Source organism: Mumia flava, assembly GCF_002797495.1.
Classification (GTDB): domain Bacteria; phylum Actinomycetota; class Actinomycetes; order Propionibacteriales; family Nocardioidaceae; genus Mumia; species Mumia flava.
The window spans coordinates 16406-40320 of record NZ_PGEZ01000004.1 but is presented as its reverse complement, the minus strand read 5'-3'; the positions used below and the strand labels follow the sequence as shown (position 1 = coordinate 40320).

Annotated in this window: 24 protein-coding genes and 1 riboswitch; of the genes, 17 read left to right on the top strand and 7 right to left on the bottom strand. The window is 73.3% G+C overall.

Going from position 1 to position 23915, the window contains the following annotated elements:
- The first annotated feature begins 40 nt into the window (after positions 1–40).
- Positions 41–865, top strand: a complete 825-nt coding sequence (locus tag CLV56_RS20125) for a CPBP family intramembrane glutamic endopeptidase (protein ID WP_157805239.1) — start codon at positions 41–43, stop codon at positions 863–865.
- On the opposite strand, the gene CLV56_RS20120 is transcribed toward CLV56_RS20125, so the two are convergent.
- The gene (locus CLV56_RS20120) at positions 866–1198 is read right to left on the bottom strand and encodes a TraR/DksA family transcriptional regulator (protein WP_039339466.1); all 333 of its coding nucleotides are present in this window, start codon (positions 1196–1198) and stop codon (positions 866–868) included.
- A gap of 83 nt (positions 1199–1281) precedes the next feature.
- The gene (locus CLV56_RS20115; RefSeq protein WP_211288242.1) at positions 1282–2298 is read right to left on the bottom strand and encodes a glycoside hydrolase family 3 N-terminal domain-containing protein; all 1017 of its coding nucleotides are present in this window, start codon (positions 2296–2298) and stop codon (positions 1282–1284) included.
- 428 nt (positions 2299–2726) lie between these two features.
- Here CLV56_RS20115 and CLV56_RS20110 point away from each other — a divergent pair, with 428 nt between their 5' ends.
- The 8 genes from CLV56_RS20110 (at position 2727) to CLV56_RS20075 (ending at position 12193) form a co-directional block, all read left to right on the top strand.
- Positions 2727–4310 (top strand): GGDEF domain-containing protein, encoded by a 1584-nt coding sequence (locus CLV56_RS20110; protein ID WP_100415588.1) that lies wholly within the window; start codon positions 2727–2729, stop codon positions 4308–4310.
- Positions 4311–4430: 120 nt separating this feature from the next.
- A complete protein-coding gene (locus CLV56_RS20105) occupies positions 4431–5198 on the top strand; it encodes an NUDIX hydrolase (RefSeq protein WP_100415587.1) in 768 nt (255 codons plus the stop codon).
- Positions 5195–6451 (top strand): quinolinate synthase NadA, encoded by a 1257-nt coding sequence (nadA, locus tag CLV56_RS20100; protein ID WP_039370781.1) that lies wholly within the window; start codon positions 5195–5197, stop codon positions 6449–6451. The genes CLV56_RS20105 and nadA overlap by 4 nt, the downstream gene beginning before the upstream one ends.
- Positions 6448–7992, top strand: coding sequence for an L-aspartate oxidase (gene nadB, locus CLV56_RS20095; RefSeq protein WP_039370778.1), 1545 nt, complete (start codon positions 6448–6450; stop codon positions 7990–7992). Before nadA ends, nadB begins: the two co-directional genes overlap by 4 nt.
- Positions 7986–8840 carry a carboxylating nicotinate-nucleotide diphosphorylase gene (nadC, locus tag CLV56_RS20090; RefSeq protein WP_039370773.1) on the top strand — a complete coding sequence of 285 codons (855 nt, stop codon included), beginning with the start codon at positions 7986–7988 and terminating at the stop codon, positions 8838–8840. The genes nadB and nadC overlap by 7 nt, the downstream gene beginning before the upstream one ends.
- A gap of 1 nt (position 8841) precedes the next feature.
- Positions 8842–10002, top strand: coding sequence for a cysteine desulfurase family protein (locus CLV56_RS20085; RefSeq protein ID WP_039370770.1), 1161 nt, complete (start codon positions 8842–8844; stop codon positions 10000–10002).
- Between the two features lie 296 nt (positions 10003–10298).
- Positions 10299–10463, top strand: a riboswitch (cyclic di-AMP (ydaO/yuaA leader).
- Between the two features lie 72 nt (positions 10464–10535).
- Complete coding sequence (locus CLV56_RS20080; protein ID WP_039370797.1) at positions 10536–11042, top strand: C40 family peptidase; 507 nt, start codon at positions 10536–10538, stop codon at positions 11040–11042.
- Between the two features lie 92 nt (positions 11043–11134).
- The gene (locus tag CLV56_RS20075; RefSeq protein WP_039370767.1) at positions 11135–12193 is read left to right on the top strand and encodes a DUF3048 domain-containing protein; all 1059 of its coding nucleotides are present in this window, start codon (positions 11135–11137) and stop codon (positions 12191–12193) included.
- A gap of 168 nt (positions 12194–12361) precedes the next feature.
- Here the strand turns inward: CLV56_RS20075 and CLV56_RS20070 are convergent, their stop codons facing one another.
- Positions 12362–13141, bottom strand: coding sequence for a MerR family transcriptional regulator (locus CLV56_RS20070; RefSeq protein WP_100415586.1), 780 nt, complete (start codon positions 13139–13141; stop codon positions 12362–12364).
- Positions 13142–13247: 106 nt separating this feature from the next.
- Between CLV56_RS20070 and CLV56_RS20065 the strand changes: the two genes are divergently transcribed.
- From CLV56_RS20065 to CLV56_RS20050, 4 genes are all read left to right on the top strand, one after another.
- A complete protein-coding gene (locus CLV56_RS20065; protein WP_100415585.1) occupies positions 13248–13865 on the top strand; it encodes a YqgE/AlgH family protein in 618 nt (205 codons plus the stop codon).
- A 63-nt stretch (positions 13866–13928) separates the two neighbouring features.
- A complete protein-coding gene (locus CLV56_RS20060) occupies positions 13929–14192 on the top strand; it encodes a DUF3039 domain-containing protein (protein ID WP_039370764.1) in 264 nt (87 codons plus the stop codon).
- The gene (locus CLV56_RS20055; protein ID WP_100415584.1) at positions 14185–15261 is read left to right on the top strand and encodes a zinc metalloprotease; all 1077 of its coding nucleotides are present in this window, start codon (positions 14185–14187) and stop codon (positions 15259–15261) included. The genes CLV56_RS20060 and CLV56_RS20055 overlap by 8 nt, the downstream gene beginning before the upstream one ends.
- On the top strand, positions 15261–17093 hold the full coding sequence (locus tag CLV56_RS20050; RefSeq protein WP_039370762.1) for a DEAD/DEAH box helicase: 1833 nt from the start codon (positions 15261–15263) through the stop codon (positions 17091–17093). Before CLV56_RS20055 ends, CLV56_RS20050 begins: the two co-directional genes overlap by 1 nt.
- A 119-nt stretch (positions 17094–17212) precedes the next feature.
- Here CLV56_RS20050 and CLV56_RS20045 read toward each other — a convergent pair whose 3' ends face one another.
- Complete coding sequence (locus CLV56_RS20045; protein ID WP_100415583.1) at positions 17213–17707, bottom strand: Lrp/AsnC family transcriptional regulator; 495 nt, start codon at positions 17705–17707, stop codon at positions 17213–17215.
- A gap of 53 nt (positions 17708–17760) precedes the next feature.
- Between CLV56_RS20045 and CLV56_RS20040 the strand changes: the two genes are divergently transcribed.
- Both CLV56_RS20040 and CLV56_RS20035 read left to right on the top strand, forming a co-directional pair.
- Positions 17761–19137: an FAD-binding oxidoreductase gene (locus CLV56_RS20040; protein WP_039370755.1), complete on the top strand. Its 1377-nt coding sequence runs from the start codon at positions 17761–17763 to the stop codon at positions 19135–19137.
- Positions 19138–19147: 10 nt separating this feature from the next.
- Positions 19148–20167, top strand: a complete 1020-nt coding sequence (locus CLV56_RS20035; RefSeq protein ID WP_039370752.1) for an alpha/beta hydrolase — start codon at positions 19148–19150, stop codon at positions 20165–20167.
- 13 nt (positions 20168–20180) lie between these two features.
- On the opposite strand, the gene CLV56_RS20030 is transcribed toward CLV56_RS20035, so the two are convergent.
- On the bottom strand, positions 20181–21095 hold the full coding sequence (locus CLV56_RS20030; RefSeq protein ID WP_039370749.1) for a hypothetical protein: 915 nt from the start codon (positions 21093–21095) through the stop codon (positions 20181–20183).
- A 102-nt stretch (positions 21096–21197) separates the two neighbouring features.
- On the opposite strand from CLV56_RS20030, the gene CLV56_RS20025 reads away from it, so the two are divergent.
- On the top strand, positions 21198–22094 hold the full coding sequence (locus CLV56_RS20025) for an oxygenase MpaB family protein (RefSeq protein ID WP_211288241.1): 897 nt from the start codon (positions 21198–21200) through the stop codon (positions 22092–22094).
- On the top strand, positions 22091–22705 hold the full coding sequence (locus CLV56_RS20020; protein ID WP_039370747.1) for an acyltransferase: 615 nt from the start codon (positions 22091–22093) through the stop codon (positions 22703–22705). The genes CLV56_RS20025 and CLV56_RS20020 overlap by 4 nt, the downstream gene beginning before the upstream one ends.
- On the opposite strand, the gene CLV56_RS20015 is transcribed toward CLV56_RS20020, so the two are convergent.
- Positions 22674–23282, bottom strand: a complete 609-nt coding sequence (locus tag CLV56_RS20015; RefSeq protein WP_039370742.1) for a maleylpyruvate isomerase family mycothiol-dependent enzyme — start codon at positions 23280–23282, stop codon at positions 22674–22676. The genes CLV56_RS20020 and CLV56_RS20015 overlap by 32 nt on opposite strands.
- A 5-nt stretch (positions 23283–23287) precedes the next feature.
- Positions 23288–23863: a TetR/AcrR family transcriptional regulator gene (locus CLV56_RS20010; RefSeq protein WP_039370739.1), complete on the bottom strand. Its 576-nt coding sequence runs from the start codon at positions 23861–23863 to the stop codon at positions 23288–23290.
- Positions 23864–23915 lie beyond the last annotated feature (52 nt).

Sequence of the window (23915 nt, the reverse complement as noted above, 5' to 3'; positions counted from 1 at the left end):
GCGCGGAGCCTCCGCGCCCGACCCGCCACGGTCGCGGTCGATGGCTGAGCTGCGCATCGATCCTGCGTACGACGGGCGTCGCCTGGTCGTGTTCTTCGGCGTCACGACGCTGGCGGCGATGTTCGCGGTGTTCGCCACCTCGCCGCAGATCGACGTCGAGCCTCCGCCCGACCTGCTGCTGATGCTGCTCTACGCGCCGGCGGTCGGGGCGGTGGTCGTGGCGTACATCGGTCCGGCGGTGGTGCGGGTCGGCTGGCCCAGCGGATGGGTGCTGGCCGGGCTGGTCCCGCCGGCGGCAGCCTTGATGGTGACGACGATGGCCGGGCTGCTCGGAGTCGTCGGGTTCCATTCCGAGCACCTCGGGCGGATGCTCGCGTACGCCGTGCCGTTCACGTTGATCGGGGCCGCGCTGGCCTTCGGCGAGGAGGTCGGGTGGCGCGGTTTCCTGTGGCCGCTGCTGCGGCGACGCACGAGCTTCTGGATCAGCGCGCTCGTCCTCGCCCCGGCGTGGTGGGCGACCCATGCGCTCCTCGTCCTGGTCGGGTGGTACGGGTCGGTCGACGGGCTGCCGGCCTACACGGTCGGGCTGGTCGGGTTCGTCCTGTTCGCCGGGGTCCTCACCGACCGGTCCCGCTCGATCTGGCCGGCCGTGGTCGCCCACGGCGCGTGGAACGGGACGGTGGCGCTCTCCTTCAGCGCGACCGGTGACGAGGAGAATCTCGTCTTCTCCGGCAGCGACGCCCTGCTGGGCGCGTTCGGGTGGCTCGCCGCCACCAGCATGCTGCTCGTCGGACTGGCATACGCCGGCTGGCACGTCTACGGCCCGGATCCGCGAGGTGGCCGCGAGGAGACCGGACCGCGCTGATCAGGCGCAGGCGACGCAGGTGGTCGCGGACGGACGCACCTCGAGCCGCTCGGTCGGGATCGCGGACCCGCAGCGCTCGCACCGGCCGTACGACCCGTCGCGTGCGCGTCCGAGGGCGGAGCGCAGGGCCTCGCGCTCGGCCTCCGACCGGGCGATCAGGGCGGCGGTGTGCTCGCGCTCCCAGGCCAGCGTCGCGCCCTCCGGGTCGTGCTCGTCGTCGCCGTTGTCGCCCTCGGCCGCCGAGACCAGGTCGGCGTGATCGCGCCGCAGCGCCGCCAGCAGGTCCTCGACCCGGGTCAGGCGTCCCGCGATCCGTTCGACGGCGTCGGTCATGGGGCGTGCAACGTTCACGTGGTGCGGGGCATTCCGCCCGTCCGGCGCGACACCCGCGACGCTCGACGCCGGCCCGAGCACAGTCAGGATCGTGCGGCCTTGAGCCGCAGGATCCGGCCCGCGGACTCGCGCACCCGCGTCCGGAACGCAGGATCGCGCCGGGCCTCGCGCAGCACGGCGGAGGTCATCGCGTCCATCTGGCCGGGATCGATCGCGAGGACGAGGTCGCCACCGGCGCGCACGAACCGCACCGCCCGCTCGGCCGGAGACCAGCGGTCGACCTGCGCGGCCGCCGACATGTCGTCGGAGATCACGACGCCGTCGAAGCCGAGGTCGCCGCGCAGCATCCCGGTGACGATCCGGGGGGAGAACGCCGCCGGCCGGCGTGGGTCGATCCGGTCGTAGACGGCGGAGGACATCATCACCAGCGGTGCGCCGGCGTCGATCGAGGCCGCGAACGGGCGCAGCGACGGGTCGTCGCGGGTCGTGACGGTGTCGCGCACCGACGCCGAGGTGTCGGTGTTGCCGCGGACCCGCCCCAGCCCGGGGAAGTGCTTCGGGACGACGAGGATCCCGGCGCGGGCCATCCCGCGCTGGAACGCCAGTCCGGAACGCGTCACGGCCGCCGGCGTGGACCCGTACTGGCGCCCGAACGCGCCGATCGGCTCGTTCGCGGCGGCGTTGCCCTCCGGGACCGTGTCCAGGACCGGTGCGAGGTTCACGTCGACGCCGGCGTCGACCAGCTCCTGGCCCCACGTGCGCGCGCTGCGCGTCAGCCGCGCGGGGCGGAGCTCGGCCTGCTGGGTCGCGCGGGGGATCGTGGAGAACCCGGGGCCGCTGAGGACCTGGACCAGGCCGCCTTCCTGGTCGGTGGCGACCAGGAGGGCGGTGCCGCCGGTCGAGGCGCGGTCGACCGTCCCGCGCAGGGTGTCGACCACGCGCGCCGTGGCGCCGACGCCCGCGTCGCTGCGGCCGCGCAGCATCACGTTGCCGACGTGGTGGCGGCGGATCGCGTCGATCGTCGCCCGGTCCGCGTTCGCCGCCTCGGTGCCGGTCATGAAGAGCTGGCCGACCTGCTGCGGAAGGCTGAGCCGGTCCACGCGCGCGGCAGGGGTCGGCGTCCCGGACCCTCCGGGTGGTGCGGTCGCCTCGGGGGCGGTGGCGTCGGGTGCCGGACCTGCGCTCGGCGCCGTGGAAGGACCGGACGATTCGCCGGGGGTAGAGGTCGGGGCCGTCCCGGCCGTAGGATCGGCCGCATCCTGGCCGGAGCCGCACGCCACGGTGGCGGCGCCGGCGAGGGCGACGACGAGTCGGATCCGCCAACGGCGCCCGGGTGCTCGGAGGGAGGCGTCCATCGCGCTCAGGGTAGTCCGTGGGGTGAAGCACGCCTGGTCGCGGCCGTACCTGCGATCGGGTCTCAACCGGCCCTGATGGGACAAATCGGGGTGAGTACGGCCCTCGGCGCGCGCATACTGCTGAGGTGCGACGGCGAGGGGCCCGCCTGGTCGCTGGACGAGGGGAGAACGAGGTGACGATCTCGATTCCTCCTGCGCACGCGGGCCGGATCACGACCGCGCTCGCCCTGGTCCGCACCGGTGCGCCGGACGAGGCCGTCGCGTCGCTGAAGGCGCTGCTGCGCGACCTCGGTCGCGCCCCGTCCCACGTGCGCGCGGCGACCGAGTACGTGCTCGCCTACGCGGCGACCGAGGACGGCTCGACCGGTCAGGCGACCCGTGCCGCGGCGGCGTGCCAGGCGATCGGGACGGCCCTCGAGGAACCGGGTTGGGTGGCGCTCGGCTGCGCCGCCCGCGCCACCGCTCTGCTGGGCGACGGTCGCCCGGCGGAGGCCGTCGGGGACCTGGTGCGTGCCGAGTACGAGCTCGAGCAGGCCACGGACGGTCTGCGCTCCTGGGGGCACGGTCACCTCGGCCGCGCCTACGAGCTGTTCGGCCTGTTCGAGCTCGCGGTCCCCCACTACGAGGAGACCCTCGCGTTCACCGAGGACCCGCTGCCGCTGCCCGGGTCGCGCGCCCACGACGCACTCAATCTGGCGCGGGTCAGCTACCACTGGGTCAAGGAGCTCGAGATGGTCGGCGACCCGGCCTGCGACGACGACCTCGTCGAGCGCCGCGGCGCCGTCGTCAGCTGGGCGGAGCGGGCGATGGGGCTCGCCGACGGCGACCCGAGCGCAGCCGGTGCGCAGGCCCTGGCGCGCTACCTGCGCGCCGCGGCGGCCTGGCCGGCCGACCCGGCGCGCTGGATCGGCGAGCTCCACCGCTGCCGCTCCACCCTCGGCTCGTACGGGTACGAGACCTTCGAGCGCGAGGCGACCGCGCTGCTGGCGGTGGCCCACGTGGAGGTCGGAGAGACCGCCGAGGCGCAGCGGGCCGCGCGGCTCGCGCTGATCTCGCTGTCCGAGAACGGCGACCTCAACACGCAGCGGTACGTCCGGTGGGCCACGCTGCGCGTCGCCGAGGCGATGGGGTACCCGTCGGCCAGCGCCGGTCTCGGCTACGGCCGCAGCATCGCGTGGGCGTGGCGCGACCAGCACCGCAGCGACCTCGCGATGATGCGTGCGGCGATCGGGGGGTACGAACGCTCCCGCGCGCACGACGACGCGGTCCGGGCGGCGCGCGAGGATCCGCTCACCGGTCTGGGGAACCGCCGCGCCTTCGACGAGTGGATCCAGAGTGCGGGGGACGAGGCGCTCAACCTCATCCTCGTCGACGTCGACGAGCTCAAGCGGCTCAACGACACGCACGGGCACGTGCTCGGCGACCGCGCGCTCCAGCTCGTCGGTGTGCTGATCGAGCAGAACATCCGCTCGGGAGACCGGGCCGCCCGGGTCGGCGGCGACGAGTTCGCCGTCGTGCTCGCCACGGAGGACACCGCCGAGGTCGAGCTCGTGATGGACCGGCTCCAGCTCGCGGCCGCGGCCGCCGTCGTACCTGGTGATGCCGTGGACTGCCGGGTGGGCCTGAGCGTCGGGATGGCATCGACTACCGAGGGGCTCGCGGCCGACGAGCTCCTGGCCGTCGCGGACCGTCGGATGTACGTCGACAAGCGCAGCGGGCGCGGACCCGAGCCGACCGGCGGCGCCGTCGTCGCCTGATCCGATCCGAGCCCGGCTCGCGGTCGTCGTCCGCGGCCGGGAGGACCCCGCGCTGGTGAGTAAGGGTCGTCATGACTATTATGTGTTCTAGTCATCCCGACACTTACTCATGGGGGTCCGATGGGCGACATCGAGGTCGCCGTCTCGACGGTCATCTTCGCGCTCCGACCTGACCGGTGCGCCCGCGGGACCGCGCTGTGGCTCCCGCTCGTGCGCCGGATCAAGGAGCCGTACGCAGGCCGCTGGGCGCTGCCCGGAGGGCCGGTCCGGCGCGACGAGGACGTCGAGCAGGCTGCGCGCCGGACCCTCCTGGAGACCACCGCGCTCGCCCCGAAGTACCTCGAGCAGCTCTACACCTTCGGACAGGTGGAGCGCGCCGCCGAGCCGGTCCCGGGGCCGCGGGTGATCTCGGTCGTCTACTGGGCCCTGGTCCGCCCGGAGGAGGCCGAGCACGGGATCGAGGACGAGAACGTCGGCTGGCACCTCGCCGACGCTCCGCCGGGCCTCGCCTTCGACCACGCCACGATCGTGCGGTACGCGCTGTGGCGGCTGCGGACCAAGATGGAGTACTCCCGGGTCGCCCAGGCCTTCCTGGGGGACACGTTCACCCTCGCCCAGCTGCGCGAGGTCTACGAGGTCGTGCTCGAACGCACCCTCGACCCGGCGAACTTCCGCCGCCAGATGGAGAGCAGCGGCGCCGTCGAGCCGACCGGCGACTACCTGGTCGGCGGCCGGCATCGTCCGCCGAGGCTCTACCGCCACCGCGAGACGCGTGATCTCGCCGACAACGGACCCCTCACCCGCCGACAGGACGTCGTCGGCTCCCGGCCGACGTCCACGAACCCGACGCCCACGAACCCGACGTCAGGAAGCAGGCAGACACCATGACCTCCGTCGACAGCATCGTCCAGGCAGCACCCGCTGCGACCTGCACCCCGGACCTCGCCGACGGCCCGTGGACCTTCGATCTCCAGCCGCCCGGGTACGGGCCCGGTGCGTCGATGGGCGACACGATCCCCGACGCCGCGCCGCGCCAGGGCGTCCTGCCCGAGGCGTACACCCGGATGAGTCCCGAGGAGCTGGACGCCCGGATCGTCGCCGCGAAACGGACGCTCGGCGACCGGCTCGTCGTGCTGGGGCACTTCTACCAGCGTGACGAGGTCGTCAAGCACGCGGACTTCGTCGGAGACTCCTTCCAGCTCGCGAACGCAGCACTGACGAGACCCGACGCCGAGGCGATCGTGTTCTGCGGCGTGCACTTCATGGCGGAGACCGCCGACATCCTGTCGCGCGACGAGCAGGCCGTGATCCTGCCCAACCTCGCGGCCGGCTGCTCGATGGCCGACATGGCCGACATCGACTCGGTCGAGCAGTGCTGGGCCGAGCTGGAGGCGATCTACGGCACCGAGCCGGACGCGGACGGGCGGGTCCCGGTGATCCCGGTGACCTACATGAACTCCTCGGCCGCGCTCAAGGCGTTCTGCGGGGACCACGGCGGCATCGTCTGCACGTCGTCGAACGCCGCGACCGTGCTCGAGTGGGCCTTCGAGCGGGGGCAGCGGGTGCTGTTCTTCCCCGACCAGCACCTCGGCCGCAACACCGCCAAGGCCATGGGCATCGGGCTGGACGCGATGCCGATGTGGAACCCGCGCAAGCCGCTCGGCGGCAACGACGAGGCGAGCCTGCGCGACGCGAGGGTGCTGCTGTGGCACGGGTTCTGCTCGGTGCACCGCCGCTTCACCGTCGCGCAGGTCGAGCAGGCCCGGGCCGAGCACCCGGACGTCCGCGTCATCGTCCACCCGGAGTGCCCGATGCCGGTCGTCGACGCCGCGGACGAGTCGGGCTCGACCGACTACATCCGCAAGGCGGTCGAGGCGGCGCCCGCCGGCACGACGTTCGCGATCGGGACGGAGATCAACCTGGTCCAGCGGCTCGCCGAGGAGCACCCCGAGCACACGATCTTCTGCCTGGACCCCGTCGTCTGCCCCTGCTCGACGATGTACCGGATCCACCCCGGCTACCTCGCGTGGGTGCTCGACGGACTGCTCGAGGGCCGCGTCGAGAACCGGATCGAGGTCGCACCGGAGGTGGCAGGCTCCGCCCGGGTGGCGCTCGAACGCATGCTGGCGGCGAAGCCATGACCAGGCCCCGGCTGCTCGTCGTCGGCAGCGGCATCGCCGGACTCGTCACGGCGATCGAGGCCGCGGCGACCCACGAGGTCGTGCTGGTGACGAAGGGGACGCTCGGCGACGGATCCACCCGGTACGCCCAGGGCGGCATCGCCGTCGTGCTCGACGAGGCCGCCCGGCACGGGGTCGCGGACTCCGTCGACGCGCACGTCGCGGACACGCTCGCGGCCGGCGCCGGGCTGGTCGACGAGGCGGCTGCACGCGTGGTCTGCGGCGAGGGGCCGGACGCGGTCGCGGCTCTGATGCGCTGGGGGACGCGGTTCGACCGCACCGACGGGCGCCTGGCGCTGGGGCGCGAGGCGGCGCACTCCGCCCACCGGATCCTGCACGCGCAGGGCGACGCGACGGGTGCCGAGATCGTCCGGGCCCTGGTCGCGCGGCTGGCCGACGCCGGCGTGGAGGTGGCCGAGCACAGTCTGGTCACCGAGCTCGTGGTCACCGACGACGCGGTCGTCGGCGCCCGGTGCGTGGACGTCCCGACCGGCCGCCGGTCCGTGGTCGAGGCGGACGCGGTCGTGCTCGCGACCGGGGGCGCCGGGCACCTCTACGCGCACACCACGAACCCGTCGTCGGCGACCGGCGACGGTCTCGCGCTCGCGCTCCGTGCGGGAGCCGTGGTCACGGACGCGGAGATGTACCAGTTCCACCCGACCCGGCTCGCCGTCCCCGGCGGCGGCCTGATCTCCGAGGCCGTCCGCGGGGAGGGAGCCGTACTGCGCGACCGTCGCGGCCGGCGCTTCATGCTCCGCGTCCACCCCGACGCCGAGCTGGCGCCGAGGGACGTCGTCGCCCGCGAGATCGCCCGGGTGATGCTCGAGCAGGACGGCGAGCCGGTGCTGCTCGACACGACCGCGCTCGGGGCCGACTTCCTCCGGCGCCGCTTCCCCGGCCTGGACCGACGGTGCCGCGCGCACGGCATCGCCTGGGACCGCGAGCCGGTGCCGGTCACGCCGGCGGCCCACTACGCGATGGGCGGCGTGCGCACCGATCTCGACGGTCGGACCAGCCTGCCGGGGCTGTGGGCGGTCGGAGAGGTCGCGTGCACGGGTCTGCACGGCGCGAACCGCCTCGCGTCGAACTCCCTGCTCGAGGCCGCGGTGCTCGCGCGGCGCTGCGCCGGTTCGCTGGCGCGACCCGGCGCCGCCGTGCACGCGGGGGAGCCGGTGCCGTTCGCGCCGGAGCTGACCGAGCCGGCCCGGACCGTACGGCGCGAGGACCTCCAGACCACGATGTGGACCGCGGCCGGCCTGGTGCGCGACCGCAGCACGCTCGAGGAGGCGGCGGCGACGCTGGCCGCCTGGCGCTGCCCGGTCGACCAGACCACGCAGCGGTACGAGGACGCGAACCTGCTCGAGGTCGCTCGCCTCGTGGTGGCGGCCGCGCTGGCGCGGGCCGAGTCCCGTGGCGCGCACCACCGCAGCGACGCGCCCGCGACCGACCCGCGGCTGCAGCGGCACCTCAGCTGGGTGCGCAAGGAGGGGTCGACGTGCTGACGCGCGACACGGTCGCAGCCGGCGTCCGCGCCGCGCTGGCCGAGGACGCCCCCTGGGGCGACGTCACGGCCGATGCGCTGCTGCCGCCGGATGCGCGGGCGCACGCGCGGCTGGAGTCCCGGGAGCCGGGGGTGCTGGCCGGGGTCGCGGTCGTCGTGGAGACGTTCGCGCAGGTCGACCCGTCGATCGTCGTCGACGTGCGGATGGCCGACGGTGACGCGGTCGCAGCCGGGTCGGTGGTCGCGGTCGTCGACGGACCGGCGCACGGTGTGCTGAGGGCGGAGCGGATCGCCCTCAACTTCGCCCAGCGGATGTCCGGGATCGCGACGGCGACCCGGCGCTACGTGGACGCCGTCGACGGCACGGGCGTCCGGATCGTCGACACCCGCAAGACGACGCCCGGTCTCCGCGCGTTCGAGCGGCACGCGGTGGTGTGCGGCGGGGGGCACAACCACCGCTTCTCGCTGTCGGACGCCGTCATGGTCAAGGACAACCACCTTGCGCTGCTCGGCGACGACCCCGGTGCGATCACGACCGCGCTGCGGGCTGCGCGGCAGCGGCTCGGGCACACCGTCCACGTCGAGGTCGAGGTGGACCGGGTCGACCAGATCGAGCCCGTGCTCGCCGGTGGTGCCGACACCGTGATGCTGGACAACTTCTCCGAGGACGATCTGCGCCGCGGCGTCGACCTGGTCGCAGGGAGGGCGCTGGTCGAGGCCAGCGGCGGCATCACCCTCGCGTCGGTGCGCGCCGTCGCCGAGTGCGGCGTGGACGTGATCTCGGTGGGTGCCCTGACTCACAGCTCGCCCGCGCTCGACCTGGGACTCGACGTCGCGGTGGTGCGCTGACGTGCGCTATCTCGACGCGGCCGCGACGACTCCGGTCCGGCGTGAGGTGCTCGAGGCGATGTGGCCGTACCTCACCGGCGAGTTCGGCAACCCGTCGAGCCACCACCGGGTCGGGGAGGGGCCCGCGCGGGGTCTCGCGCAGGCGCGGCGGACGGTCGCCGACTGCCTCGGGGCTCGTGCGGGGGAGATCACGTTCACCTCGGGAGGGACCGAGGCGGACAACCTCGCCGTGAAAGGGATCGCGCTGGCGCGGCCGCGAGGTCGTCGCGTGGTCACGAGCGCGGTCGAGCACCCGGCGGTGCTCGAGGCGTGCGCGTACCTCGAGCGCGTCCACGGCTTCGAGGTCGTACGCGTGGGGGTGGACGGCGACGGAGTGGTCGACCTCGACGAGCTTCGCGCCGTGGTCGACGAGCGCACCGCGCTGGTCTCCGTGATGCTCGCGAACAACGAGATCGGGACCGTGCAGCCGGTCGCGCAGGTGGCCGCGATCGCGCACGAGGCGGGGGCCCTGGTGCACACCGACGCCGTCCAGGCGCTCGGCGCGCTCCCGGTGTCCCCGGCCGCCCTGGGCGTCGACGCGCTGTCGCTGTCGGGTCACAAGGCGGGCGCGCCGAAGGGGTCGGGCGTGCTGTGGACCCGCGCCGGCGTCGCCGTCGAGCCCCTCGTGCACGGAGGTGGGCAGGAGCGGGGTCGGCGGTCCGGCACCGAGAACGTCGCCGGGGCGGTGGCGATGGCGGCGGCGATGCGGCTGCTGGAGGGAGAAGGCAGGCTGGGTTCCGACGGTGCGGTGCCGCCGTGGAGCGCCGGGCTGGCTGCGGCGCGGGACGCCTTCGTACGGGCCGTCCTGGCGGGCACGGACGGTGCCCGGCTGACCGGCCACGCGACCGAGCGGCTGCCCGGGCACGCGTCGTTCTGCTTCCCGGGGACGGCGGGGGAGACGGTGCTGCTGACGCTCGAGCAGGACCATCAGGTGATCTGCTCCAGCGGCTCCGCCTGCGCGGCGGGGTCCTCCGACCCCTCACCCGTGCTCCTGGCGCTCGGGATCTCACCGGAGGTGGCCGAGACGGCCGTCCGGTTCACCGCCGGTGGCCCAGGGGACTTCGAGGGGGTCGCGGACGCGGTCGTCGAGGCCGTCCGCCAGGTCGGTTCACTTCGAAACTGATACCGTTCTGTTACGGCCCTGTGATGCTCCTGTGACCAAATGTGAGATGGGTCATGATTTCACCGCGGGATGCCTGAAATCCCAGGGCGGTTTCTCCCACAAAGTGACTTTCTGACGCCTCTGCGGAGGATGTCGCGTTTGCCCCTCATGTCGGGTCTGCCTAGTGTGGCCCGCGGTTCGGCGGACCCCCGCCGCAGACAACTTCATCGGTTCGCCAGGCCCCTGAAGACCTGGTCCACGGAACGTCGGGCGAACAGCATCGTGCACGGGACGCCGAGTCCTGCCCACCCGTCGCACGTCCCCCGTTGCCGAGTGATGAACCCCAGGGCAGGAGCGGAGGAACCAACTTCTGCGTGAACGCCTCACGGCGCTCGCGCTCGGGGTGAAGTCCTCACCAGGACCGGGCCACGTCTCTCGCCCGAACCCGACAGCTCACTTCGCAGGCGTTGCAGGGACACCGAGTGATCATGCTTGCCAACCCCCGTTGGCAGCGCCTCGTCGCGCTGCCCGTCGCGGCTTTTGCCGCTCTTGTCATGGTGTTCGCGACCGTCAGCGTCGTCTCCGCGTCGTCCGCCTCGGCGGCCACCGGGTCGAGCGTCGGCTCGAAGGTCACCGCCAAGAAGAAGCTCACGAAGAAGCAGAAGAAGCGCCTCAAGCGCAAGCGCATCAAGCTGCGTCGGATCAAGAAGATCGACAAGGCCGAGCGCGTCGCCGCACGCCAGAAGGGCGACCCGTACCGCTACGGCGCCTCGGGCCCCGGCTCGTTCGACTGCTCCGGCCTGACGAGCTACTCGTTCAAGAAGGCCGGCATCAAGCTGCCGCGGACCGCGGACTCCCAGTACCACCGCGTGCGCAAGATCAAGAAGCGCAACGCGAAGAAGGGCGACCTGGTGTTCTTCGGCGGCAGCCGCAAGTACCACGTCGGGATCTACTGGGGCAAGAAGCGCATCCTGCACTCGCCCTACTCGGGATCGCGCGTGAAGGTCGAGAAGATCTGGACCCGTTCGTGGTCCGCGGGGACGCTCCGCAAGCGCTTCTGACGCGCTGATCGTCGCGCACCTCCGCGCGACGCGACCGTTCGAAGCAGGGCCGGTGCCGGGTACGGCACCGGCCCTGCTCCACCATAGGGAGCATGCTCGTGACCTCCGACCGCCTGCAGGTGGTGCGCCGCCGCGCCGTCCGCACCACCTCGGCCCTGGCCGGCCTCGTCCTGTCGACCGCGCTGGTCGCCGCCTGCTCGGGCGACGATCCTGAGCCGGAAGCGGCTGCGACGCCGACCCCGACGTCGAGCGGCACCGCCCGCGACGCGGCGACCCTGGTCCGGGCCAACCCGTTCACCGGGGAGGCGGTGCCGGACGGCATCCCGCAGCACCGGGCGTACCTCGTGAAGATCGAGAACACCGACGCCGGTGCCCCGCAGTCCGGCCTGGGCGAGGCCGACCTCGTCGTCGAGGAGCTCGTCGAGGGCGGATTGACCCGGATCGCCGCGTTCTTCTACTCCGACCTCCCCAAGAAGGTCGGACACGTCCGGTCGACCCGGACCACCGACATCGCCCTGGTCTCACCGACCGGCGGCCAGCTCGTCGCCTCCGGCGGGGCCGGCAAGGTCGTCAGCCAGATCCGTGGCGCGGGCGTGAGCTTCGCCAGCGAGGACACCGGCAACCTCGCGCTGACGCGCGACCCCGGCAAGAGCGCGCCGTACGACCGCCTGCTGGACCTGAAGGCGCACGCCGACGCGCAGTCGAGCCCGGGCAAGGCGCCCCAGCCGTACCTGCCGTTCGGCGCGGGTGCGCCCGAGGGCAAGGCGATGCCCAAGGCGTTCGGGGTGCGGTTCTCGCCGACGACCACGACCGCCTGGCGCTGGACCGGCTCGAGGTACACCCGACCCGGCTCGCACGCACCGTCGAGCGACGACTTCAAGCCGGACACCGTGCTCGTGCTCCACACGAAGCAGGCCGACGCCGGCTACCGCGACCCCGCCGGCAACCCCGTGCCCGAGACCGTGCTGACCGGCAACGGCAAGGCGCAGATCATGCACGGCGGCAAGACCTTCACCGCCCGGTGGCACAAGAAGAACGCCAAGGCTCCGTTCCGGTTCACGATCGGGTCGAAGAAACCGCTGCGGCTCCCCGCAGGCAAGGTGTTCATCGAGCTCGTCCCGGTGGGGTCCGGCGGGGTCCGGACACGCTGACCGGAGTCCGATGGGTCCCAGATCACAGGCGACCGCACTCCGGTTCCTGGGTCCGCTGACCTAGGCTGGAACCAGCGACGACCTCACCCGGCGGTCCCTCCCTCCAGCGCCAGGTGGGGTCCGCCGCGTTTCTGGGGCTGGGGTGCTTCTGAGGCCGGAGCCTCGGGATCAGGCGCCCTCGGCCTGCCGGCGCTGGGCGCCCGAGCCCTCGGCCAGCGCCGCGAGCTCCTCGCCGAGTGCGTCGTCGATGACGTGGGCGAGCTCGTCACGGAACACCGCGAGCACCGTCTGCCCGGCGACCGGGAGCAGGTTGGCGATCGTCGAGACGGTCGACTCCCACTCCTCGTCCGGCATGCCGCGGGCGACGAACGGCTGCCAGACCTCGTGCCGGACCTGGTCGACGAGGTCCTCCGCGGTGGTCCGCAGCTGCTCGCTCAGGCGCGGGAGCAGGCCGATCACGGTGTCGACGGACAGCCCGAGCGAGACCGCGGCGGCACCGGAGCGGACGATGCTGGGACGCAGCACCCGCAACGTGTCGTCGTCGACCACCTCGGCCAGGCCGGCCTCGACCAGCCTGTCGACGAGGGCGTCGTTGCGCGAGACTCCCGCGAGCGCCGCGAGCGCGTCGCGCGAGACCAGCTCGGACTCGGGCTCGCGTGCCATCGGCGAGTCCAGCACGTCGATCAGGTCGAGCGCGTAGTCGCTGGTCGCCGCGGACTTGTTCACCAGGGCCTTCTCGACCGCGGCGAGCGTGTAGCCCCGGTCGAGCAGCGTCCGGACGAGCTGGAGCTGACGGACGTGCGCCTCGCCGTAGTAGCCGGTGCGACCCTCGAGCCGCGGGGGGTCGAGCAGCCCGCGGCTGGCGTACGCGCGCACGTTGCGAACGGTCATCCCGACGCGCGCGGCGAGCTGGTCAACGGTGATCTCGTCGGTTCCCTGGTCGGCCACGGTCGCATCCTACGGCGTCGTCCTCCTGTCGGGCAGACGTAGCAGGACGTACGCTCGGATCAGGCAGCCGCGCGCCGCTCGCGCGGATCAGGCGGGAGGTGCGCGCATGACCGAGCCGGAGGCGGCGGGATTCGACGACGAGGCTCGGCTGGGCCCGGACTCCGGCACGGCCCGGTTCCACCGCGGCCGTCTGCTCGTCGCCACGCCCCTGCTCGGCGTCGGGCCGTTCTACCGTTCGGTCGTGCTGCTGCTCGACCACGACGAGGAGGGCGCGCTCGGCGTGGTGATCAACCAGCCGCTGGCGGCCGACGTCGCCGAGGTGCTTCCCGACTGGGGGTCGGTGGCGACCGCGCCGGCGACGGTGTTCTCCGGCGGCCCGGTGTCGCCCGAGTCGGCCCTGGCCGTCGGGGTGCTCGCCTCCAGCCACGGCGTCCCGCCGGGGTGGCGCGAGATGTACGACCGGGTGGGCCTGGTCGATCTCGACCTGCCGGCGGCGGAGGTGGCGGCCGCGGTGCGCGGCATGCGGGTCTTCGCCGGGTACGCCGGCTGGGGCCCGGGTCAGCTCGAGGGCGAGATCGAGGAGGGTTCGTGGGTCGTCGTGGACGCCGACGAGAACGACCTGCTCTCCGCCCGGCCGCAGGACCTGTGGCGCGCCGTGCTGCGCCGACAGAGCGGCGACGCCCGGATGCTCTCGACGTATCCGGACGACCCTCAGCTGAACTGAAGCCGCCCGCGGGGCCCTGCCGAGCCGGTCCCGGTGACTCGATCCGTATGAGAGACTTCCAGGGTGTCCACGACCTTCAGCCCCGGAGCCCAGACGTCGACCGACGTGCGCACCCAGCCGCGGCTCGATGACGGTGACCACGAGCGTTTCTCGCACTACGTCCCGAAGGACAAGCTGACCGAGGCGATGATCGAGGGCACCCCGGTCGTCGCGCTGTGCGGCAAGGTCTGGGTGCCCAGTCGCGACCCGCAGCGCTACCCCGTCTGCCCCGAGTGCAAGGAGATCTGGGACTCCCTGCAGTCCGGCGACGAGGGCGGCGATGAGTGACGCGCGCCGCCTGCTGACCCTGCCCGCGCTCGTCGCCGCACTCGCGATGGCGTCGGCTCTGCTCGCAGCTCCGGCGTCCGCCGGGACGACGTCCGCCGGGACGACGTCCGCCGGGACCACAGGAACGGATGAGGCCGGGGCCCGCGGGACGGTCGCGACGTCGTCGAGCGCGAGCGCGCTGGACGGGCCGGGGAAGGCCGACGACTGCGAGCCGCACGCCGCACGCCTCACCGCTGCCGCGCCGGCAGGGATCGCCCGCCCGGACGGACCGTCCGAGGCCACCGTGCGTGCGTACGAGCGCGACCTCCGGGCCCGCCTCGCGCGCCTGGGCGGACCGACCTCGGCCCGGGGCCTGATCGCCGGGGACGTGCAGCCGAGGACGCGGAAGGTCAAGGTCTTCGTGCACGTCCTCAAGCCGACGCAGAAGGCGAAGCGGGTCAGCGGCCGCAGGATCCGCAAGCAGATCAGGGTCCTCAACCGCGCGTACGCCGGTCGGCAGTGGCGCCGCGCCGAGAACGCCCGCTTCCGGTTCGAGCTGCGCGACGTGGACGTGACCACGAACAAGTCGTGGTACCGCGCCGAGCTCGGCAGCAGGGCGTCGAAGCGCATGCGCCGCCAGCTCCACCGAGGCGGCACCCGCGCGCTCAACCTCTACATCGGCAAGCCCGAGGCCGGCGGCGGCATGATCGTCCTCGGCTACGCGTCGTTCCCGCAGAAGGCGGCCAAGCGGCCGCGGCTCGACGGGGTGGTGATCCACCGCGGCTCGATGCGGGGCGGCGGGATCCGCGGGTACAACCGTGGCGACACGACGGTGCACGAGGTCGGCCACTGGCTCGGCCTGTACCACACGTTCCACGGAGGGTGCAGCAAGCGCAACGACCGCGTCGCCGACACCCCGGCCGAGGCGGTCCCGAGCTTCCGGTGCCCGACGAACCGCGACAGCTGTGCCGCGGAGGGCGACGACCCGGTGCGCAACTTCATGGACTACTCGTTCGACTCCTGCATGCACCACTTCACCGCAGGACAGATCGCCAGGATGCACGACAGCTGGAGGGCATACAGGCGCTGATGTCAGGGGCCGCACATCTGCCGCCGGCCTACCCGGATCGCGCCGCCTGGGGTACCGCCCCGAAGCTGCGCGCCTGGCAGGCCGACGCACTCACCACGTACGCCGAGACCTCCCCGCGCGACTTCCTCACGGTCGCGACCCCCGGGGCGGGCAAGACCACCTTCGCGCTGACCCTCGCCGGACGCCTCCTCGAGGCGCGCGTGATCGAGCGCGTCGTCGTGGTCGCTCCGACCGACCACCTGAAGACGCAGTGGGCCGAGGCGGGCGCGCGCGCCGGGATCCCGCTCGACCCGACGGTGACCGGACGCGGGGGTGCGCTGGCGAAGGACTTCCGCGGCTACGCGCTCACCTACGCCGGGGTGGCGACGAACCCGACGGCTCACCGGCTGCGGACCGAGCGGTTCCGCACCCTGGTGATCCTCGACGAGGTGCACCACGCCGGCGACGCGCTGTCGTGGGGCGAGGCCGTGCGCGAGGCGTTCGAGCCGGCCGTACGGCGGGTCGCGCTGACCGGCACCCCCTTCCGCTCCGACGCCAACCCGATCCCGTTCGTCGGGTACGCCCCGGGCAGCGACGGGATCTCGCGCAGCGTCGCCGACTTCTCCTACGGCTACGCCGAGGCGCTCGCGGACGGTGTCGTACGGCCCGTCCTGTTCATGGCGTACTCCGGCGACCTGCGATGGCGCACCCGCGCCGGCGACGAGGTGGCGGCGCGGCTCGGTGAGCCCATGACGACCGACCTCACCGCCCAGGCGCTGCGCACCGCGCTCGACCCGAAGGGCTCGTGGGTCCCCTCGGTCCTGGCGGCGGCCGACCGGCGCCTCTCGGAGGTTCGGCGGCACGTGCCCGACGCCGGCGGGCTGGTGATCGCGACCGACCAGAACGCCGCCCGTGCGTACGCGAAGATCCTGCGCGAGGTGACCGGGACGTCGCCGACGCTGGTCCTGTCGGACGAGAAGGAGTCGAGCGCACGGATCAGCGCGTTCGCCGAGTCCGACGATCGCTGGATGATCGCGGTCCGGATGGTCAGCGAGGGCGTCGACGTGCCCCGGCTGGCCGTCGGGGTGTACGCGACCACGACGTCGACGCCGCTGTTCTTCGCCCAGGCGGTCGGCCGGTTCGTGCGTGCGAGGCGACGCGGTGAGACCGCGACCGTGTTCGTGCCGAGCGTGCCGCGCCTGCTCGGGCTGGCCTCCGAGCTCGAGGTGCAGCGCGACCACGTCCTCGGGCGGCCGTCGGACGACGACGACCCGGCCGCGCTCGACGACGAGCTGATCGCGGCCGCGCAGGCCACGGAGTCGACGGCCGATCTCGAGGAGTTCGACTTCGAGGCGCTGGACAGCGCGGCGTCGTTCGACCGGGTGCTCTACGACGGCGGCGAGTTCGGTCACGAGGGCGAGGTCGCGGTCGGCTCCGAGGAGGAGATGGACTTCCTCGGGATCCCCGGCCTGCTGGAGCCGGACCAGGTGCGCGAGCTGCTGCGGCACGCGCGGTCACGACGTGCGGCGGAGCGCTCACGCGGCGGTTCCGACGGCGGCGGTTCCGACGGCGGTTCCGAGGGCGGTGGTTCCGGCGGCGGTGGTTCCGACGACGGTGCGGGCGATGGCGCGGGATCGGGTGAGGAGTCGACACACAAGCGCCGGGCCGTGCTGCGACGGGAGCTCAACGCCCTCGTCGGAGCGTGGCACCACCGGACCGGCCAGCCGCACGGGGTGACTCACACGAAGCTGCGCGAGGTCTGCGGCGGGCCTCCCTCCGCGAGCGCCTCGGTGGACGACCTCACGCGGAGGATCGAGACCCTGCGGGACTGGGCGACCCGCCCGTCGGCCTGACGGAGCGGAGCGACGATCGAGACCCGCTGCCTTCGTCGGTCGGGCCCTCGCCTTCGTCGGTCGAGGTGGAGCGGAGCGACGATCGAGACCCGCTGCCTCCCGCGGTGATCTCGACGGGCTCAGTCGCCGCTCGAGCCGGTGTCGCTCTCCGCAGCCGCGACGAGCGGCCCGATCCGGGGTGGGAGCTCGGTCTGGAGCGCGATGACGGTCGCGACCCGGACGACACCGGACGCGGTGACGACGGCGTCGAGGACACGTTGGAGGTCGGCGTTCGAACGTGCGACGACGCGGCACCACAGGTCGCCGCTGCCGGTGATCGTGCACGCCTCGAGGACCTCGGGGATCGCGGCGAGGTCCTCGGCGACCGGGGCGCGACCCTCGCCCTGGCGTACCTCCAGCGTCAGGAACGCGGTCACCGGGTATCCGAGGGCGGCCGGCTCGATCCGGGGGGCCCACGAGGTGATGATCCCGCGCTCGGTCAGCCGGTCGAGGCGCGACTGGACCGTGGCCCGCGCGACGTGCAGGCGTCGGGAGGCCTCCAGCACGCCGATCTTCGGCTCGGCGAGGAAGAGCGCGATGATCCGGCCGTCCAGGTCGTCGATCGGTGCGTCCATCCCGAGCATCGTAGGGCGTGGCGACCCGGCCCGCCCGCACGTACTGTGTGCCCATGAGTGGCCCACGTCACGTCGAGCAGCTCCGCAGCGAGCTGGGTGAGGCGGCGGTGCTCACCGACCCCGACCGGCTCGCTTCGTACCGCACCGATCGCGCGCAGTTCTGCGACGCCGGCACGCCGGACGCGGTCGTCCTCGCACGGAGCACCTCCGACGTGGCGACGGCGCTGCGGATCGCGACCGAGCACCGGGTGCCGGTCGTCGCCCAGGGTGCGCGCTCCGGGCTGTCGGGTGCCGCCAACGCGATCTCCGGCGGCATCGTCGTCGCGCTCGAGAAGATGGACCGCATCCTGGAGATCGACCCGGCGAACCGCCTCGTGGTCACCCAGCCCGGGGTGATGAACGCGACCCTGTCGCGAGCGGTCGAGGACGCCGGGATGTTCTACCCGCCCGACCCGTCGTCGTGGGAGTTCTGCACGATCGGCGGCAACCTCGCGACCAACTCGGGCGGCTTGTGCTGCGTGAAGTACGGCGTCACGACCGACTACGTCCTCGGGCTCGAGGTGGTGCTGGCCGGCGGCGAGGTGCTGCGGACGGGACGGCGTACGGTCAAGGGTGTCGCCGGGTACGACCTGGCGCGCCTGTTCGTCGGGTCCGAGGGCACGCTCGGCGTGATCACCGAGGCGACCCTGCGGCTGCGGGGTGCCGCTGCGCGCCCGGTGACGATGGCCGCGACGTTCGGCGAGGTCCGCCACGCAGCCGACGGCGTCAGCGCCGTGGTCCGGTCGCCCGTCGTGCCCAGTCTGCTCGAGCTGATGGACGCGACCTGCCTGCGGGCCGTCGACGAGGCGTTCGGGCTCGACTTCGGCACCGAGGTCCGGGCGCTCGTGCTGGCCCAGTCCGACGCGGGCGGAGCGGCCGGTGCCGCCGAGATCGCGGAGATCGAGCAGGTCCTGCGTGCAGCGGGCGCGCTCGACGTCGTCGTCGCCGACAACCCTGCCGAGGCCGACGCCCTGCTCGCCGCGCGGCGCGGGGTCCTCACGGCGTTCGAGCGGATCGGCACCACGATGATCGACGACGTGTGCGTCCCGCGGGACCGGATCGCCGCCCTGGTCGAGGGGATCGAGGTGATCGCGGCGAAGCGCGACGTCCTGGTCGGTGTGGTCGGCCACGCGGGCGACGGCAACTTCCACCCGACGGTGATCTTCGACGAGCACGATCCCGAGGAGACCGAGCGCGCCCAGGAGGCGTTCCGCGACATCATGCTGCTCGGTCTCGATGTCGGCGGCACGATCACCGGTGAGCACGGGGTCGGGGTGCTCAAGCGCGACCTGCTGGCCCGCGAGATCGGTCCGGTGGGTCTCGCGGTCCACCGGTCGTTGAAGGAGGCGCTCGATCCCCTCGGGCTGCTGAACCCGGGCAAGGTCTTCTAGTCTGTCGCCCATGGCCGATCGCCTTCCCCTGAGGACCCGCCTGTTCGCCCGCATCGAGGGCCGCCTCTCGACGCCGATCCACGAGGTGCCGCACGCCGAGATCGCGGCGCGGCGCGGCAAGAGGGCAGCCCTGCTCTCGACCCCGCTCGCCCGTCGCCTGGTCTCCGGCCGCCCCCACCCGCAGGCGCGGATCCATGACGTCCACGTCGACCTGCCGCCGGTCAAGGTGCCGGGCGGCTCGGGTCTGGAGGCGACGACGACCGAGGCGGTGTCGCTTCGGCTGCGCGTCTACCAACCGTCCGGCCCGCGCAGGATGCCCCTCGGCGTCGTCCTCATGCTGCACGGCGGCGGGTGGGTGATGGGGGACCCGGAGCAGTCCGAGTGGTGGTCCTCGCACCTGGCGGTGGAGGCCGGCTGCGTGGTGGTGTCGGTCGCCTACAGGCTCGCGCCCGAGCACCCGTACCCCGCGGCGGTGCTGGACGCCTGGGCCGCGCTGGACTGGGTGTCGACCCACGCCGCCGAGGTGGGTGGGGACCCGGACCGGATCGTCGTCGCGGGGGACAGCGCCGGCGGCAATCTCGCGGCGGTCGTCGCCGAGCTCGCCGGGCGGTCCGGTGGGCCGACGCTCCAGGGCCAGGTGCTGGTCTACCCGGCAGCGGAGATGGAGGAGAAGTACCCGTCGGAGGTCGAGTTCGCCGACGCCCCGGTGCTCACGTCGACGAGCATGCGTGCGTACTCCGCGCTCTACCTCGCGGGCGCCGACCCGCAGGCCTCGGCCGCGTCGCCGATCCGCGGCGACCTCGCGGGAGCAGCGGTGCCGGCGCTCGTCCAGATCGCGGGACACGATCCGCTGCGCGACAACGGGACCCTGTACGCCGAGGCGCTGCGACGCAGCGGCGGCTCGGCCACGCTCACCGACTACCCGAACGCCGTCCACGGCTACCTGAGCCTGCCGGGGATCTCGCCTGCCGCCGGGCGTGCGCACCGCGAGATCGTGGGTTTCGTCACCGACGCCTTGCGCGCCGGCTGAGCCCGCGACCCGGTCAGCCGCCCAGGCCGACGGCGGCCAGGTCGGCGACCGTGGCGTCCACGTCGACCGACGAGAAGCCGCTGAACCACCGCGCGGCGGAGCCGACACCGGCCGCGCCGATCGCGTCGAGCTCGGCGCGCGTGCTCTCGAGCGTGCGTTGCTCGGTCAGCCGCGCCGCGACCTCGTCCGGAGCAGCACCGTCCAGGCTCGCCCGGGTCGCGAGCAGCACGTCCGCGAAGCCGTACCCGGCTCCCGGGCCGGACGTCCCGACCGCCCCTTCGAGGCCTCCGTGGCAGACGAAGGCGATCTCGCGGTCCAGGGCCTCGCCGATCGCGGCGGCCAGGGTGGTCGGGTCGGGTGCCTCGGACCAGGCCCCGCCCGTCCGCAGCGCCAGCCGCAGGTCCTCGAGGGCGAGGGTGTCGAGGGCGTGCTCCCAGCGTGCGCCGGCCGGTCCTCGTGCGTCCAGGGGCAGCGCGACCTCGACGACCACGTCGTCGTCGATCACCGCGTCGGCCCCGAGCATCTGCACCATCGCCGCGATCCGGTGGGCACCGCGTGCCAGGTCGTCGAGGTCGCGGACGCTCGCGAGCAGACCACGCAGCCGCAGGCCGGAGGCACGCTCGGCCCAGCGTGCGGCGGGCTCGATCGCGCCGGCGCCACCGCTCACGACGACGGTGACGTCGAGCGGAGCAGCGTCGTCGTCAGGGTCTGCCTCGGGCAGCGCTCGTACGAGGGCCGGGACGTCGGCGTCGCGGACCGCGAGCGGCCCGAGCGGCCCGAACGCGGCGAACGGTCCGTGCTGCGCTGCCGCGCGTACGCGGTGGGCCTCGGCGCGCCGGGCGAGCAGGCTCGGTGCCTGAGGTCCGGGATCGGTCGTGTCGAGACTCGTGGCGTCGTCGACGACGTGCAGCGACGGCAGTGCGGACATCACCCCTCCGACGGTAGTGCAGGCGCGGGCCGGGCGACGGAGACCGGTCCCGCCGACGGAAGGATGGTGACAGTGTCGGTGTCACGGTGGTAGCGTCCCGGCATGAGCGCCACCGCAGAAGCGCGGCCGACCCTCTCGCGACGCGACGCCCGCCGCCGGGACGCCTGGCAGCGGGTGATCGCGACGATGGACCCCGAGACGCAGTACGAAGAGATCAGCCGGATCGTGGCCCGCTACGAGTTCCCGTGGGACCTCCAGCAGTCGCTGAGCTTCGCGCTGTTCCGGACGTTCGCGGTGCCGTCGATCGGACGTCTGCTCGCCGAGACGCGCGAGTTCACCGCGGCGACCCAGAAGCGGCACGACGACACCGTCCTCATCCTCGACGCGATCGTCGAGGACGGGCTCGAGTCGCCCGACGGGCGCACCGCCGTCCGCCGGATGAACCGCATGCACGGCTCGTACGACATCAGCAACGACGACATGCGGTACGTGCTCTCGACCTTCGTGGTCACGCCGATCCGGTGGATCCGCGACTACGGCTACCGCGACTCGACCCGGACCGAGATCGACGCCGCGGTGCTGTCGTACCGCCGGATGGGCGAGCTGATGGGGATCCGCGACATCCCGGAGACGTACGAGGACTTCGAGGCGCTGCTCGACGACTACGAGCGGGAGCGGTTCGGGTACGACCCGGGCGCCCGCGCGGTTGCGGACGCGACGCTCGAGCTGTTCTGCTCGTTCTACCCGAAGGCGCTGCGGCGAGGTGTCGAGATCTTCAGCCGAGCGGTGATGGACGACCACGTCCGCGCGGCGTTCCGCTACGACGACCCGCCGCGGGTCGTGATCGCGCTCTCGCGGGGCGCGCTGCGGCTGCGCGGGCGGCTCCTACGGCACGCGCCCGCGCGGCGTCGTCCCAAGCGGCCGATCGACACGGGCTCGGTCCGGACCTACCTGCCGGGCGGCTACCGCCTCGACGACCTCGGGACGCACCTCGAGTGACGGGCTCGGACGCCCCGCTCGACCTGGCCCGGACCTGGTGGGTGAAGCACCGGTGGTACGGGCGGGCACGCCGACCGTGGAACCGCCTGAGGCTGACCGCCGAGCTGGCCCGCAGGCGCGCGTACGCCCGCGGCCCGGTGCTGGGCGAGGCGCTCGAGATGCTGCGCGACGGACGGCTCGAGCTCGGCCCGGACGTCCTGCTCGAGCCGTGGGTGTGGATCACCGGCGGACCCGACGCGCGGATCACCGTGGGGGAGGGTTCGTTCCTCAACGTCGGCGTGATGCTGGCAGCGTCGCACCGCGTCGAGATCGGCCCGCACTGCATGCTCGCGAACGGCTGTCTCGTGACCGACTCCGACCACCGCTTCGACGACCCCGAGCTGCCGGTGCCGTGGCAGGGATTCACCTCGCGCGGGCCGACGATCGTCGGTGACAACACCTGGCTGGGCGCGAACGTCGTCGTCACCAGCGGCGTGACGATCGGGCGGCGGTGCGTCGTGGGTGCGAACTCCGTGGTGACCCGTGACCTGCCGGCGTTCTCCGTCGCCGCCGGCGCACCGGCACGCGTGATCCGGACGGTCAGGCCGGCAGGCCAACCGGACGGCCCGTGAGGAGCAGCAGGATCTGCTCGATCGGCGCCCGCAGGTCGGGGCCCTGACCCGCGGACCAGTCGACGTCGGTGGCGACCAGGCGGCGGCCGTCGGCGAACGAGCGCGGCTGGGCCCGGAACGCCGAGGACATCCGGCGTCCGAACGACCACACGCGGGTCGCCGCGACGGCGGCTGCGTCGGGGGCCATCGGCAGCGCGCGTCCGAGCGGGACGGCGATGTCGGCGCCGTGGACGAGCGCGTCGAGCAGCGGCTCCTGGTCGGTGACGCCGATCGCGTGCCGGTGCGTGCCGATCGTCGCCTCGACGGCGTCGATCACCGCGGAGTCGGACCACGTCGCGGCGCGGCGTACGGCGGTGTCGTGGATCATCCGGTTGAGGCTTCCTCGGGCACGGACGATCTCGATCGCGGCGCGTCCGGCAGCGGTCTCGGCGAGCGACAGGTGGGCGGCCACGTCACGGACCGTCCACCCCTCGCACAGCGACGGGCGGTCCCACTCCTCGGGCCGCAGGTCGCGCAGCAGGGTGACGATCTCGTGCCGGCGCTGGTCGGTGTGCTTCCAGAGGGTGTCGGTGTCCACGGCTGTCACTCCGTTCGGTCGGGTGGATCGGCAAGGACGGCGGCGACCACGGCCGCGATCCGCGGCTGCGGGTCGAACGCGGGATCAGGATGGGCGAGCTCGTGCAGCACCAGGCCGTCGAGGTGCGCGCCGACGATCCGGGCCGCCTGGACGGGGTCGCTCGCACCGAGCGCGCGCATCCACTGCGAGGCCCACTGCCGGACGCGCATGCCGGTCGCGGCGACCTCCGCACGGATGGACTCGTCGAGACCGGCCTCCACCATGAGGGCGAACCGGGTCAGCGTGACCGCGCGGTGCTCGCGGACCCCGGCTCGGGCGAACGCGGTCAGCGTCGCGACGAGGTCGCCGGGTGTCATCGGCGAGGAGCCGGCCGCCAGCTCGTCCCACCACGCGCGCTCGCGCAGCGCGAACCGGTCGACGACGCCGGCGACGAGCGCCTGCTTCGTACGGAAGTGGTTGGAGGTGGATCCGGCGGCGAGTCCCGCCGCGTCGTCGACGGCACGGTGGGTCAGGCGCGAGAACCCGCGCGTCCCCACGAGGTCGATCGCGGCGTCCAGGATCTCGTCTCGGCGGGAGGGCACGGCACGACGTTACTACGAATGTAGTCATAGCAACAACATCTGTAGTGTCACG

Excerpts from the sequence above, each read along its gene's own strand:
- CLV56_RS20125 (WP_157805239.1), top strand. The coding sequence starts at position 41 with ATGGCTGAGCTGCGCATCGATCCTGCGTACGACGGGCGTCGCCTGGTC.
- CLV56_RS20120 (WP_039339466.1), bottom strand. The coding sequence starts at position 1,198 with ATGACCGACGCCGTCGAACGGATCGCGGGACGCCTGACCCGGGTCGAG.
- CLV56_RS20105 (WP_100415587.1), top strand. The coding sequence starts at position 4,431 with ATGGGCGACATCGAGGTCGCCGTCTCGACGGTCATCTTCGCGCTCCGA.
- nadA (WP_039370781.1), top strand. The coding sequence starts at position 5,195 with ATGACCTCCGTCGACAGCATCGTCCAGGCAGCACCCGCTGCGACCTGC.
- nadB (WP_039370778.1), top strand. The coding sequence starts at position 6,448 with ATGACCAGGCCCCGGCTGCTCGTCGTCGGCAGCGGCATCGCCGGACTC.
- CLV56_RS20080 (WP_039370797.1), top strand. The coding sequence starts at position 10,536 with ATGGTGTTCGCGACCGTCAGCGTCGTCTCCGCGTCGTCCGCCTCGGCG.
- CLV56_RS20075 (WP_039370767.1), top strand. The coding sequence starts at position 11,135 with ATGCTCGTGACCTCCGACCGCCTGCAGGTGGTGCGCCGCCGCGCCGTC.
- CLV56_RS20065 (WP_100415585.1), top strand. The coding sequence starts at position 13,248 with ATGACCGAGCCGGAGGCGGCGGGATTCGACGACGAGGCTCGGCTGGGC.
- CLV56_RS20055 (WP_100415584.1), top strand. The coding sequence starts at position 14,185 with ATGAGTGACGCGCGCCGCCTGCTGACCCTGCCCGCGCTCGTCGCCGCA.
- CLV56_RS20050 (WP_039370762.1), top strand. The coding sequence starts at position 15,261 with ATGTCAGGGGCCGCACATCTGCCGCCGGCCTACCCGGATCGCGCCGCC.
- CLV56_RS20045 (WP_100415583.1), bottom strand. The coding sequence starts at position 17,707 with ATGGACGCACCGATCGACGACCTGGACGGCCGGATCATCGCGCTCTTC.
- CLV56_RS20040 (WP_039370755.1), top strand. The coding sequence starts at position 17,761 with ATGAGTGGCCCACGTCACGTCGAGCAGCTCCGCAGCGAGCTGGGTGAG.
- CLV56_RS20035 (WP_039370752.1), top strand. The coding sequence starts at position 19,148 with ATGGCCGATCGCCTTCCCCTGAGGACCCGCCTGTTCGCCCGCATCGAG.
- CLV56_RS20030 (WP_039370749.1), bottom strand. The coding sequence starts at position 21,095 with ATGTCCGCACTGCCGTCGCTGCACGTCGTCGACGACGCCACGAGTCTC.
- CLV56_RS20025 (WP_211288241.1), top strand. The coding sequence starts at position 21,198 with ATGAGCGCCACCGCAGAAGCGCGGCCGACCCTCTCGCGACGCGACGCC.